The sequence below is a fragment of the uncultured Kocuria sp. genome (genome assembly GCF_947500125.1).
Lineage (GTDB): Bacteria > Actinomycetota > Actinomycetes > Actinomycetales > Micrococcaceae > Kocuria.
This window is the reverse complement of record NZ_CANMRA010000054.1, coordinates 1-11,935: the sequence shown is the minus strand read 5'-3', so window position 1 is coordinate 11,935 and position 11,935 is coordinate 1. Positions and strand designations below refer to the sequence as shown.

Genomic DNA, 11,935 nt, shown 5'->3' with positions numbered 1-11,935 from the left:
GACCACCGACCCCCTGACCGCCCTCACAGCCTGACCCCCACACGAAGGATCGCTACACCACTCCAGGGGGCTTGACCCGACTCGGGACCGACTCCCCTGCCCCGTGGCGCAATCGGCAGGCCGACCTTTCTCCTAGCTACACCACCGACTGGGCAGAGCTGCGCACGGTCAGCTGAGCACCCATGACCGACCGCGCCACCGTGGATACGGTCCGTACCCCCGTGCCTATATGCCATAAAGGCACGATGACATAAGGTGGGAAGGGAAAGGGCACATAGGCACCATGCCTATAGGTCATAAAGGCACAACTGGAAAGGTGGCTCTGGCGTGGCTCCTCCGCTCACCATCGCAGTAGCTCAGCAAAAGGGTGGAGTCGGTAAGACAACGACTACCGCCAACCTCGCCCACGCCGGCAGCCGTGCCGGCGCCCGAGTCCTCGCTATCGACCTAGACCCCCAGGGCAACCTCACACGGACTCTCTATGACCAGGAGATACCCGAAGGCCAGCCCATCACCGCCGACGTGCTCACCGAAGACGGGCCCGTTCCACTTGCCGACGTCATCGTGTCCACCGCATGGTCCGGGCTCGACCTGGCTCCCACCGTGGATCGGGATCTTGCTGCCGTCGAACGGGACCTCACCCAGAATCCGCGCACCCCCGCCAGGGTGAAACTGCTGCACGAGGCCATTCAGGCCAGCGAGGTCACCGCCGGATATGACGTCGTGCTCATCGACTGCCCGCCCAATATCGGAGCCCTCACCCTGGCTGCACTGGCAGCCGCCGATCGGGTCCTGGCCGTTACCGAGCCCACCCTTTTCTCTGCTGATGCACTCGTGGAAATCGAGGAAAGCGTGGCCCGGGTCCGCCAGCATTACCACGTGCCCGTGACACTTTCTGCGGTGCTGGTCAATAAATGGCGATCCAACGTCATTGAAGACCGGCACTGGAGGCTATCCCTGGCCGAACAATTCGGGGACCTAGTGCTGGACCCTCCGGTGCCGCAGCGCGTCATTATCAGCCGGGCCATTCAAGCCGGAGTGTCCCTGAGTCAAATGGGTGCTGACGCCAAGCCGATCGCAGAGCTCTATGACCGTCACTACCGGACCCTCACCGCCTAGGAGATTTACCGATGCCGACCCAGCACGCCCCCAAAGCCTCCCGGCGCCGTCGCAGCGGTGCGGACCCTATCGCGCCCACGGCACCGCAGCAGCAGGCGCCCGTGCCGACGCCGGAACCTGCACCCCAACCCGAAACGCCGCCGCAGTCCACAGCAACCGCCGAGCAGCGCGACCGTCTCCGGGTGACAGCGCCGAAACCTCTGCTCACCGAGCTGAAACGGGCCTACGTCGTCGACGCCGGCCCCGGCATTTCCTGGTCCGACTGGATCACCGGACTGCTCGCCACTTCCCTCGATGACCTGCACACCAAGTACGACGTCGAGGAGTTCACCGGACCCGGAGTGCTCAGCCCAGGACGTCCACGCAGTCAGTGAGCAACTTGCGTCATCATGCCTATATGTCACTGTGCCTATTTGTCACAAAGGCACGATGACACATAAGAGAGACCTAAACGAAGGCCGACCCGAGTGGCCACGGGTCGGCCTTCGTCCATTCGCGGCCGCCACCGAAAGGGCATCGGGAAGTTTCCCATGGTCGCCGGCCTACGGTTCTCCGGCTGCACCAGCGGCAGTGGGCCGGGTTCTTTCTTCCAAGGACAGGCGACGGGATGAGCTGCCCGGCCGGGGCCGCGTACCGAGCTACTGGCGGCGCGTGGAGACCCCCGAAAAGGCTCAGGGCCCACACCCAGCACACCCCCGTCCCAAGGCGCCAAAGGGGCCCCCAGCGCGCACCCTGGGGCGCGGGGCGCCCCGCGCCTAAAAGTCAAATAAATACCGGCCGCGCGCCACCAAAATACCAGTAAAACCAGGAAAAAGACTTGCCACATTTACGCGGGGGGACTAGTATAGAACTATAAGAAAGGCCACCAAGGAAAGGGAAAACCAATGACCACCAAGACCAAGACCCGCAAGACCGCCGAACAGCGCCAGGCCGAGGCAAAGGCTCTGCACGAGAAGCTGACCAACCAGGTCGAGGCTCTGGCGACCTCGGGGGAGTGGCAGAAGTTCCTGGACTACGCCGCCAGCTTCCACAATTTCAGCATCAACAACGTCCTGCTGATCACCGCCCAGTGCCCGCACGCGACCCAGGTCGCCGGCTTCCGCCAGTGGCAGGCCAAGGGCCGCCAGGTGCGCAAGGGTGAGAAGTCCATCAAGATTTTTGGCTACAGCTCCAAGAAGGTCACCGAGAAGAACGAGCAGACCGGAGAGGACGAGGAGAAGAAGATCACCATTTTCCCGATCCTCTCCGTGTTCGACATTTCCCAGACCGACCCCATTGAAGGTGTGGCGGCCCCGGCTCACCCGGCCCGCCGCCTGGAGGGTGCCGACGACGCTGACCTGTACGCCCGCACCGCCGCCTACCTGGAGGGCATCGGCTGGACCGTCACCCGCGAGCCCATCCCGGGGGAGACCAACGGCTACACCACCACCGACGGCACCCGCCGCGTCGTCGTGGAGGCCAACGTTTCCGACGCCCAGGCCGCCAAGACCGCGATCCACGAGGCCGCACACGTCCTCCTGCACGCCGATGAGGACCACGCCGAATACATCGCCCACCGTGGCATCAAGGAGACCGAGGCCGAGTCCGTGGCCTACATCGTCGCCGGAATTTTCGGCCTGGACACCGCCGCCTACTCCGTGGGCTACGTCGCCGGGTGGAGCAAGACCGACCCCGAGACCATCAAGGCCACCGCCGCAAACGTCCTGCGCGCTACGCACACCCTCACCGAAGCCCTGGACCCCATCGAGGCCGACGAGGAGACCGAGCCCACCACCTGAGCATCCGACCCCGTGCCGGGGGAGGGCCCCCGCCCTCCCCCGGCACTTTCCCCCTACCACCGAGCAGGAGGCCCCCGATGGCTACCGTGACCCTCTACACCGCCCCCCACTGCACCGACTGCACCGCTGCCGCCCAAGCGATGGACCGTAAGCGCATCCCCTACGCGCCGGTCAGCCTGGCCACCGTCCCGGCGTCCCTGGACTACGTGAAAAACCTTGGCCACCAACGCGCCCCGGTGACTGTGATCGAGGACGACCACGGCGCCGTGGTGGACCACTGGAGCGGATACCGCCCCGACAAGCTGATGGGCCTGGCCCGGACGCTGAGCACCTGAACACCAGAGGGGCGGCCCGCCAGCACCAGCGGACCGCCCCTCCCGTCGCCGGCAGCAGCATCCCTCCGGGATACACGCCCCCACCCGCCGGCACCCGAGGCCACCCCAGCCCCCAGAAAGGACCCCTGCCATGTCCATCACCTACACCCCCGCCACATGCGCCCCGGTCGAGGTCACCGCAGCGGCCCAAGCTGCCGGAGTGCGTCCAGGGTTCCGCGTCGTCATGGCCGCAGACGCCCACGACCGCGCATGTGCCCTCTCCGACCACCAGAAGCCCACCCAAGGCACCGCGGCAGTCATGGAAGCCCTCAGCGCCACCCTGGAGGCGCTAATCAGCAAACACCACCGGCTGAGCGTGGGCACCACCTGGACAATCCACACCGGCCACCTCGGGCCGGCCCGCTGGACCGTGCTCGTGGCCGCCGACGACACCCACTCCGCCGACGTCGTTCTCTACATCACCCCGGCCTAGACCCAACCGGCCAGGGTCCGACCCCGGCCTACGCTGGGATTACCGACCCCGCCGGCTCCCGCGCCCTCCCGAAAGGACCTCCTGAATGAGCCAAGAACTCACCGACGCCCAAGCCGCCGCCCTGAACAGCTGGAAGCAGTCTCAGGACAAAGCCGAACAGGCGCGCAAGCTCACCGAAGAAGCGGCCCAGGACGCCCGAGAAGCCGTCACGGCCCTGAGCAGGAACGGCATGAGCCAGAAAGCGATCGCCGCACTACTGGGGATCGGCCAGCAGCGCGTCTCCCAGCTCATCATCCGAACGCCCCGCCCCTGACTCCTAGCGGGGCCACGCCCGTCGAAGGGAACACCATGAGCATCGAGCCCACTCTCACGTATCAGCTGGACTCCACCACCTACGAGGTGCTGACCGAGGCCCTAGAGCAGCACGCGGCCCATCAGGAGCTCCTCACCCGTCAAGCACAGTTCGCCCCCACCACCGAGGACCGCATGACCCTGCTGCACGAGGTCCTGCACGCCGAGGAGCTGCGCCGCACCATCGAAGCCGCCCATAGTGCCGGCCACGTCAGCATCACCCTGGAGCCGAGCACATACCATCTGCTCACCGAGGCCCTGGCCGGCTACCACGACGACCAGATGCACGCCGCAGAAGAAGCCACCCAAGAACACGAGGACCCCGACGACGGAGACCCCGCCCGCCAAGCGGCGGCCACCGCCGATCGGCTGCACCTCCAAGCCGTCGAAGCCACCCAGTTCACCGCCCATAACTAAAAGCCCGCACGAGGACACGCGTATGAAGATCATCGGCACCATTCGTCCCGACGCCACCCAAGAAATCGAAGCAGAAGGCACGGACTACACCGATGCCCGCGAGAAACTGCTGGACACCATCCCCGAGGGGTACGTCCTTCTGCACGTCCGCCGCGAGAACTGACACGGGGAGGAAGGAGCGATGTCATCCGTGAACCCTTGGCCCGTTTCCGACTCGCTCCCAAGCATCCGCGTATCGGTCGCGTGGGCCTGGCCGTTCGTTTGTGTTTGAGCGTGCAGGATCTTCCTGTGATCGGAGCGACACCCATACGTCTGACCTCGGCAAACGCCGGAGACCAGCGCTAGCGCATTGGTACGGTATTCAGCGTGACCTCGAAACGTGCATCCCACCTCCGCATGGCGGCAGACACTGAGTCCGCTACGCCTCCAACGGGAGCGACAGTAGCTGTGCGAGCCCCAGTGCAGACGGAGACTATCGGCCTCGCCACCGTGGACCTCGGCAACGCCCTGACTCGTTACGCCGACTGGCCCTCGCCCACAACCATCATCGCTGATGGTCCGTACGGCGTCGGCGGCTTCCCTGGCGACCCTCACACCCCGCGCGAGCTTCCCGCTTGGTATGCCCCTCACGTAGCCGAGTGGTCCCAGCGCGCTCTGCCGGAAACCACACTGTGGTTTTGGGGCACGGAGGTTGGGTGGGCAATGGTGCACCCTGTGCTCGATCTGCACGGCTGGGAGTACAAAGGACTCAATATCTGGGACAAGGGCGTCGCCCATGTCGCCGGCAATGTAAACGGCCAGACCATCCGGGGATTCCCAATCGTTACCGAGGTCTGTGCTCGATACGTCCGTCGAGTCGAGTTTGAGAATGAGGAAGGGGAGCCCTTATCTATGCGGCAATGGCTCCGTGCAGAATGGCTACGTTCCGGGTTGCCCCTCTACAAGACCAACGAAGCGTGCGGTGTGCGCAATGCCGCTACCCGCAAGTACTTCACTCAGGATCATCTCTGGTATTTCCCGCCTGCCCCCATGATGGACATGCTGGCGCGGTATGCCGAGGAGCACGGCGCACCGACAACGCGCCCGTACTTTAGTCTGGATGGCACCACCCCGCTGACGGCTGAGCAGTGGTCGCGTATGCGCGCAAAGTGGCATCACGCGCACGGAGTCACAAACGTGTGGCGGGAGAACGCCGTCCGAGGCACAGAGCGGCTGAAAAAGGGCCGCACGAAAGCCCTCCACACGAACCAGAAGCCTCTTTCGCTCATGGAGCGCAACGTGCTGAGCACAAGCGACCCTGGTGACGTCATCTGGGAACCTTTCGGCGGACTCTGCACCGGCGCCCTGGCAGCAGCCCGAAACGAACGACGCAGCTATAGTGCCGAAATCGCTCCCGACTTCTACACCGAGGCAGTAGCTCGGCTGAAGGATGAGCTGGAGCCGGCTAACGAAACGATGCCTCTTGATGGATGACACTCACCAGGCTTCAAACCTGCCGTCGCCGCCCGTTCGGCCCACCCTCGATCCCAAGGGCAGGCACACTGTGTTAAGGGATCGAGTCCAAAGTGCTCTCCTTGCTCTGCCCGGATATTTCACTTTCGAGAGTCCTATCTCGGGGATCAACGCAGCGGACTTGTTCAATCTCAATACCTTGTTGGGGGCTGGCATTGAGGTCGAGGTAGTTCGAACCCTGAACCGTCTTCGTGAAATCTGGGATCCTGACGACGAGTGGTTGGGTTACCGTTTCGAGCGGTCCAACCAAGCGTTCCCCGATGTGCGCCTGGTCCGCAGGGATATGGGCAAACCCGATATCGCTCTCGGCATTGAACTCAAAGGATGGTTTCTGTTCGCCAAAGAGGGCGTGCCCAGCCTGCGCTATCAGGTCACCCCCGGCGCATGCTCTTCTCATGACATGGTGTGCGTGGTCCCATGGCACCTTTCCAACGCGGTCGCTGGCGAAGCGCGGGTGGTTGAACCGTGGATTGAAAGCGCACGATATGCTGCCGAATGGCGAGACTACTGGTGGGAGCACATCCGTGAAGTCAAGGATGCGTCTCACTCACGAGCCATTCATCACCCACCCAATGCCTCCCCATATCCCACCAAGGCCGAGCATGTCCTCGCCGTCCCCGATTATGACGGCGGCAACAATTATGGCCGGCTCCCTCGATGCAGGCCCCTCATGGACGACTTCTTAGAGCGCACGAGACTGCACGAGGTACTGGGAATCCCTGTCGATGCGTGGTTTAGCTTTCTCAAGCTCAACAGCGACACCGCTTCAGCAGAGGACATCATCGCCCAGCTCCAACGGCAACTGAAACGTCGGGATCGGAAGATAGCACCCGATAAAGCAGACCGATTGCTCGCCAAGCTCGATGAGCTCGTTGGGCTTCTATAGCAGGCTTCCAAATTGAGTGGGCTGCCGGTTCCATGAATGGTCCACTGCTCGCATAAAAACGAACAGTGCCTGCTTACCTACGTGTTACGAGTATCTGCACAACTAGATGTGCTTATTCGGTTGGGTCTCATATCCGATCAGGGCATACCGCAACCGATGGTCTCGTAGGCACGTCGGAGGCGCTTGAGGCACATTGCGATCGTGAGGAGAAAATGGGCGCTGATCGCAATTGCGATGCCCGTGAATATAGATCCTGTGTTCGGATGAGTGAACCACTTTGCTGCGCCGCCGATAATCAGATAGATAGCGAGGAAAAGCCCAATAAGGATCGCCCACAGCACGTTGGAGAAGCATTCATCAATCAGGTCTCGTTCAGAGGTCGATATGCGCTTGTTTCCAGCTTGCTCGGCTAAGCTCTCTGTCCTTTTGGTATCGTAAGACCTTCCCAACCCGTCTGCTGTCGGTGTTTTTGGAAGGCTTGTACGGAGTTGGAAAAGGAAAACAGCCATGCTGAACAGTAGGCCAGCGACGATTGATACTCCCGAGATAGCGCCCGTCGCATCGGCCAAATTCACTTTGTAGAACCAGCAGGCCGTGCCTATGAGCGCGGGTGTGCCGATGTGGTGGGCAATATCCAAAGGGTTGAGCTTGCCAGTGCGGTTATCGTAGAGCGTGGCGAAGTGATCTGCGGGAATAGCAAGCAGTGAGGATTTTCCCACCTTATTGCCTCTCCGGGTTATTCCACTCGGGATGCCAGATGGCATCCTCACGTTCGAGGAGGTCGGACACCTGTTCCACGCAGACATCCACGAGCTTTTTAATCTCAATTGTCGGCTCGTCGGCATCGTTTAAGACAAGCCTCAGCGAAGGTGCGCCCGGATCTCCCTCAACAGCGAATTTCTTAGTTCGGCCGTCACGTTCCATGGTCACATACACCTCCGACTGGTTTGGAAGGCGTGGGATCCCAACCACTGTGGCGGCCAGGTTTCGATCATTCTTCAAATTGGCGTACATGCGATTGGAAAAGCGTTTCCTACGAGGCGGCCGAGCGATGTGGGATATCGAGCCAGGCTCTTCGGCGATGGGGTCCGCCCTATCAGGCGACTTCTGCCGAACCCGAACTTCGACCTCTTTGAGTTTGGCTTCCTCGGACCATGTTTCGCCTTCAACAATTGTTAGCGTATCCATCGTGATTGCAGGCATGCTTTCACGAAAGTATTTTTGAAATAGGTCAAGAAGTCGACGGGTTGACCCGCGAGAAGACTCTTCAAAGAACATGTACGCGGATAGACCCTCAGGCGGAACCATTAGGGCGGCTCGAACTGGTCCGGTCGGCGCGTCATCCTCCGTTACGCTCCCCGAAGCTTCCCCCGTAATCGTGTTCACGAGGCCACCTGCTTCCCCGAACGCTCCAACCTCGGCTTCCACGACAACCACCCGCGACGCATACCGCTGGACATCGGTGACTTTCATCCACCGTTGTCGCTTGTCGTCCTTTGCCATGTCCGCAGTGAGGGATTCGCACCAAGACTCGAAGTGATCGATCAAATCCGTTCCCAGTAAATCTACTGGTGGGTAGTGATTAGCATTACGGGCACGCTTTTGGTGGAAAGCAAGGCGAGTTGCCGTGAGGGTGCGTCGTCCCATGTAATCTCCGTCCGTTGGGATGAATTGAGTCTATGGTCGATCCTGTGGTGTCCACGAAAAAATTTTGGGACTACTAGAGGCTAGCAATCCAATTCTGTGTTCGACGCGCGGACGGTGTTCGTCCAGGCGTGCATCCACATCGGCTACAGCGAATACCGCCTCAACGCTCCCGTGTTGCATTGGGGCATGCCTCAGCGCGACACCTTTACTGTTGGTTCCAGTGCGTTGCGATGAGGTCCCGTCCTGACTTGTGCGACAAAAGTGCCTACGGGTCTAGGTATCGTGCGGCGGAGCTGCGCCTGGTGCGACGCGGGTGGGACTGCCCCGACTTCCGTTGACTCTCGGGGTTGATAGGTTTCAGGCGGCTTTGAGGCCGTGATTGATGGTCTCAAACTCGACCGGCGTGAGGCGACCCAGACGGCGTTGCCGGCGCCGGCGGTGATAGGACTTTTCGATCCAGGTCACGATCGCCAGGCGCAGCTCATCCCGGGTAGACCAGCGCTGCCGGTCCAGGACGTTCTTCTGCAGCAGGGCGAAGAACGACTCCATAGCGGCGTTGTCCGCGCACGCCCCGACCCTGCCCATCGACCCGACCAAGTCGTGACGGGCCAGCTCGTGCACGAATTTCCGGGCTCGAAATTGACTACCGCGGTCGCTGTGGACCACGCAACCGGCCACCGTCCCGCGGCGGGCCACCGCGCTCCGCAGAGCCGTGACCGCCAAGGACGCCTTCATCCGGGAGTCGATGGAGTACCCGACGATCCGGTTGGAGTAGACGTCCTTGATCGCGCAGAGGTAGAGCTTGCCCTCATCGGTGCGATGCTCCGTCAGATCCGTGAGCCACAGTTGGTTCGCGGCGGTGGCGGTGAAGTCGCGCTCCACCAGGTCGTCGTGCACCGGTGGACCGGGTTTGCGGTTGAGCCCGCGCTTCTTGGAGTGGACGCTGAAGAGCCGCTGGGCCGAGCACAGACGCTGCACGCGGTTCTCCCCGGCATGGATGCCGTGGTCGGGCAATTCGTCGGCAATGAAGCGGTAGCCAAAGGCCGGGTCGTCGGCGTGGATGGCCATCGCGGCGTCGACCAGGTGCGCATCATCCCAGTCGCGATCGGTGACGGGGTTGGCCTTCCACTGGTAGAAGGCCTGCTTGGAGAAGCCCAGTATCCGGCAGGTCACCGCGACGGGAATCCCGTCGGCGGCCAGGTCGAGGACCAGCGGAAACATCATTTTGGGGGCAGCTCCCGAGCGAAGAACGCCGCAGCCCGGCGCAGGATCTCGTTCTCCTGCTCGAGCAGCCGGTTGCGCCGCTTCAGCGCCCGTAGCTCCTCTGCCTCGGCCGTGGTGACGCCGGGGCGGACGCCGTCGTCGACGTCGGCCTTGCGCAGCCAGTTGTGCAGGGTGGCTTCTGAGATCCCGAAGTCGCGGGCGATCTGGGACAGCGGAGCCTCATGCTTGCGGGCCACCGCCACCACGTCGCGGCGGAACTCCTCGGGGTAGGGCTTGGGCACGGGATCATCCTCACCGTGAGGACGGATCCTCACAAGTCAGGAGTCAAGCAAACCCGGGGCAGTCCCGGTTGAGTCAGGCGCCGCGGTTCTCTACGTGATCGCTTCCGCTGTACAGGTAGCAGGTGTGATGGCGGCGACAGCCGTCTTTACCTGGATTTCGTCGTAATCGCCGTCGAGGTCCCGGCGGGCACTGCCGGGGTTGGCGTGGGGAGCGCTGTCGTGAGGTGTGGAGCGATATTGGTGAGGCGGTGGAGGTAACCGTGGGCCTCCAGTTCGTGGAGGGCGGCCGGGACACGGGTTTTGGGGGTGGACCCGCGGGCGGCGAGATCGGCCAGGGCCAGTGTGTTCTCGGGTCGGGTGCGGACCAGGGCCCGCAGGATGCGGCGGGCCTCTGCGCTGAGTTGCGAATCGTTGCCGGCATCGACGAATAGGGCTTCCAGCGCCGGGCGCAGTGCTGTGAAGATGGCCGCGCGGGCAGGTGGAGCCAGGATCGATCCTGTTTGGGTGAGGTCGGTGTTGGGCTGGTTCACGAGATCCTCCTCCACCTCTAGGCGATGGGCTCCGCTCACCTCAGGGGGCCTCATGGTGGTGCTGGGCAGTCCCCGCTGATACTCCTGCCGTCCCGGCAGTGATCGTGGGCCCCGTTGGTGATGGCCACCGCGTCTACCGCAGGAGAGCATGAGGGTTGTTCCAGAGCGCCCGCGCAAGGTCGGGGTTGGTGCGTCAGGGAAGTGATGGACCGCCGCCCCTGGTGGGGAAGAAGAGTCGCCCCCCGACGACTGACCTGAAGATCACAGGTCCTCTACCCACCAGGGCGGCGGTCATCTGATCGATGCCCGGCGGTTCAGCCCCCCGGCTGCTCGCTTGAGCATGATCCACGTCGAGCGTCCCAGCCCCCCGGCTGGTCACCCTTCGTGATGCATCAACAGTATCGTCCGGGAGCAGGAAGGTCACTTTTCATGTTGTCCCCAATTCTGAGGCTAGATCCGGTGGGGTGGGGGCTGCGGTGATGTATGTGGTGTTCGCGGATATCGAGTAGCCGGCGGGCGCCTATCCGGTCCTCGCGAATCCACAGGACTCCTAGATCAGCGGCAATGGTCTCCACGGTCCCCGAGCAGTGCGACACCGATCCCACCCACGCTTCGACATGATCGCCGACCACCAGTTCCCCGAGTGAGGCAATCTGCTGGGGGATGGGTCCTGCGTTGTCGGTGGAGGTCATGGCGGTGTCGCCTTTCGTGGGCCGTGGACGGTTGATCCGTCAGTACCCATCGTGGCGGATCCAGGGTGTCCGCGGGTGCTTCTGCCAGCTTTCGTGCCCAACACCACATGTGAAATAGCGATCTTTTTGCACAAGGGAGAAGGGGCAGCTCCAAGCGTGCGAGCGGGCTGTCACGGGTGTACTGCGCGGGGGTTGTAAGAATCGACTGTCACTGACGGTTGAGGGCGTTCAACCTGCCAGCACACGGTTGCGGAACAGTGCAGAAGTCATGGTTGTCCCGATCCTCGTGCGTTTAGTGACCTGTCCTACGGTGGACCCATGAGCTCCGACGCTGCCGCCGATTTCCTTGCCAAGGGGCCGATCCCGCACACATTGCGGGCGGTCCAGACCCAACCGAACGCCGACGGCACCGGCGGGTGGGAAATCGTCTTGTCCCTGGACGGTTTCTACTGGCGCCGGGAGGACGCCGTCCGTGCGGCTGAGCAGTGGAACGCCTGGGCACGGGAAGCCAGCCTGGACATAGTCCGCGGCCAGGATGCCCCGGGACTCTGAATTGAGCCGGTCTTACATCCCAAGGGATGCGAGACGTCTCGTCCGACTTTTTTGCTCCCGCATGTGAACCGCAGTGATAACTGGCGGTGTTCTGACAGAGCTAAATGACCGCTTTGGGGCGGGGCAGTCAGTCTCGGGC

Annotated in this window: 16 protein-coding genes; 12 read left to right on the top strand and 4 right to left on the bottom strand. The window is 62.7% G+C overall.

Annotated elements, in window-relative coordinates:
- The first annotated feature begins 71 nt into the window (after positions 1-71).
- From Q0817_RS20125 to Q0817_RS19240, 11 genes are all read left to right on the top strand, one after another.
- A complete protein-coding gene (locus tag Q0817_RS20125) occupies positions 72-176 on the top strand; it encodes a DUF4113 domain-containing protein (protein ID WP_366139896.1) in 105 nt (34 codons plus the stop codon).
- A 151-nt stretch (positions 177-327) separates the two neighbouring features.
- Positions 328-1,119: a ParA family protein gene (locus tag Q0817_RS19285; protein ID WP_298591887.1), complete on the top strand. Its 792-nt coding sequence runs from the start codon at positions 328-330 to the stop codon at positions 1,117-1,119.
- An 11-nt stretch (positions 1,120-1,130) separates the two neighbouring features.
- Positions 1,131-1,493: a hypothetical protein gene (locus Q0817_RS19280; protein WP_298591885.1), complete on the top strand. Its 363-nt coding sequence runs from the start codon at positions 1,131-1,133 to the stop codon at positions 1,491-1,493.
- A gap of 510 nt (positions 1,494-2,003) precedes the next feature.
- Complete coding sequence (locus Q0817_RS19275; RefSeq protein WP_298591883.1) at positions 2,004-2,897, top strand: ArdC-like ssDNA-binding domain-containing protein; 894 nt, start codon at positions 2,004-2,006, stop codon at positions 2,895-2,897.
- Positions 2,898-2,974: 77 nt separating this feature from the next.
- Positions 2,975-3,232, top strand: a complete 258-nt coding sequence (locus Q0817_RS19270; protein ID WP_047802774.1) for a glutaredoxin domain-containing protein — start codon at positions 2,975-2,977, stop codon at positions 3,230-3,232.
- Between the two features lie 130 nt (positions 3,233-3,362).
- Complete coding sequence (locus tag Q0817_RS19265; RefSeq protein ID WP_298591873.1) at positions 3,363-3,704, top strand: hypothetical protein; 342 nt, start codon at positions 3,363-3,365, stop codon at positions 3,702-3,704.
- An 85-nt stretch (positions 3,705-3,789) separates the two neighbouring features.
- Positions 3,790-4,017, top strand: a complete 228-nt coding sequence (locus tag Q0817_RS19260; RefSeq protein ID WP_298591871.1) for a hypothetical protein — start codon at positions 3,790-3,792, stop codon at positions 4,015-4,017.
- Positions 4,018-4,052: 35 nt separating this feature from the next.
- Complete coding sequence (locus Q0817_RS19255) at positions 4,053-4,472, top strand: hypothetical protein (RefSeq protein WP_298591868.1); 420 nt, start codon at positions 4,053-4,055, stop codon at positions 4,470-4,472.
- Positions 4,473-4,494: 22 nt separating this feature from the next.
- On the top strand, positions 4,495-4,635 hold the full coding sequence (locus tag Q0817_RS19250; protein ID WP_298591866.1) for a hypothetical protein: 141 nt from the start codon (positions 4,495-4,497) through the stop codon (positions 4,633-4,635).
- A gap of 551 nt (positions 4,636-5,186) precedes the next feature.
- Entirely contained in the window at positions 5,187-5,945 is a 759-nt protein-coding gene (locus Q0817_RS19245) for a DNA methyltransferase (protein ID WP_298591863.1), read from the top strand.
- On the top strand, positions 5,938-6,870 hold the full coding sequence (locus tag Q0817_RS19240; protein WP_298591860.1) for a hypothetical protein: 933 nt from the start codon (positions 5,938-5,940) through the stop codon (positions 6,868-6,870). Before Q0817_RS19245 ends, Q0817_RS19240 begins: the two co-directional genes overlap by 8 nt.
- Before the next feature lie 137 nt (positions 6,871-7,007).
- On the opposite strand, the gene Q0817_RS19235 is transcribed toward Q0817_RS19240, so the two are convergent.
- The 4 genes from Q0817_RS19235 to Q0817_RS19220 form a co-directional block, all read right to left on the bottom strand.
- Entirely contained in the window at positions 7,008-7,589 is a 582-nt protein-coding gene (locus Q0817_RS19235) for a hypothetical protein (RefSeq protein ID WP_298591857.1), read from the bottom strand.
- Between the two features lies 1 nt (position 7,590).
- The gene (locus Q0817_RS19230) at positions 7,591-8,373 is read right to left on the bottom strand and encodes a hypothetical protein (RefSeq protein WP_298591854.1); all 783 of its coding nucleotides are present in this window, start codon (positions 8,371-8,373) and stop codon (positions 7,591-7,593) included.
- A 501-nt stretch (positions 8,374-8,874) separates the two neighbouring features.
- Positions 8,875-10,022 (bottom strand): IS3 family transposase gene (locus Q0817_RS19225; RefSeq protein ID WP_298591851.1). Its coding sequence is split into 2 segments (ribosomal slippage): positions 8,875-9,755 and positions 9,755-10,022, totalling 1,149 coding nucleotides; the frame shifts between segments, so codons are not numbered across the junction.
- A gap of 146 nt (positions 10,023-10,168) precedes the next feature.
- Positions 10,169-10,552, bottom strand: a complete 384-nt coding sequence (locus Q0817_RS19220; RefSeq protein WP_298591848.1) for a hypothetical protein — start codon at positions 10,550-10,552, stop codon at positions 10,169-10,171.
- A gap of 1,010 nt (positions 10,553-11,562) precedes the next feature.
- On the opposite strand from Q0817_RS19220, the gene Q0817_RS19215 reads away from it, so the two are divergent.
- Positions 11,563-11,796 (top strand): hypothetical protein, encoded by a 234-nt coding sequence (locus tag Q0817_RS19215; protein ID WP_298591845.1) that lies wholly within the window; start codon positions 11,563-11,565, stop codon positions 11,794-11,796.
- The last annotated feature ends 139 nt before the right edge of the window (positions 11,797-11,935 follow it).

Excerpts from the sequence above, each read along its gene's own strand:
- Q0817_RS19280 (WP_298591885.1), top strand. The coding sequence starts at position 1,131 with ATGCCGACCCAGCACGCCCCCAAAGCCTCCCGGCGCCGTCGCAGCGGT.
- Q0817_RS19275 (WP_298591883.1), top strand. The coding sequence starts at position 2,004 with ATGACCACCAAGACCAAGACCCGCAAGACCGCCGAACAGCGCCAGGCC.
- Q0817_RS19270 (WP_047802774.1), top strand. The coding sequence starts at position 2,975 with ATGGCTACCGTGACCCTCTACACCGCCCCCCACTGCACCGACTGCACC.
- Q0817_RS19265 (WP_298591873.1), top strand. The coding sequence starts at position 3,363 with ATGTCCATCACCTACACCCCCGCCACATGCGCCCCGGTCGAGGTCACC.
- Q0817_RS19260 (WP_298591871.1), top strand. The coding sequence starts at position 3,790 with ATGAGCCAAGAACTCACCGACGCCCAAGCCGCCGCCCTGAACAGCTGG.
- Q0817_RS19255 (WP_298591868.1), top strand. The coding sequence starts at position 4,053 with ATGAGCATCGAGCCCACTCTCACGTATCAGCTGGACTCCACCACCTAC.
- Q0817_RS19250 (WP_298591866.1), top strand. The coding sequence starts at position 4,495 with ATGAAGATCATCGGCACCATTCGTCCCGACGCCACCCAAGAAATCGAA.
- Q0817_RS19240 (WP_298591860.1), top strand. The coding sequence starts at position 5,938 with ATGGATGACACTCACCAGGCTTCAAACCTGCCGTCGCCGCCCGTTCGG.
- Q0817_RS19230 (WP_298591854.1), bottom strand. The coding sequence starts at position 8,373 with ATGGCAAAGGACGACAAGCGACAACGGTGGATGAAAGTCACCGATGTC.
- Q0817_RS19215 (WP_298591845.1), top strand. The coding sequence starts at position 11,563 with ATGAGCTCCGACGCTGCCGCCGATTTCCTTGCCAAGGGGCCGATCCCG.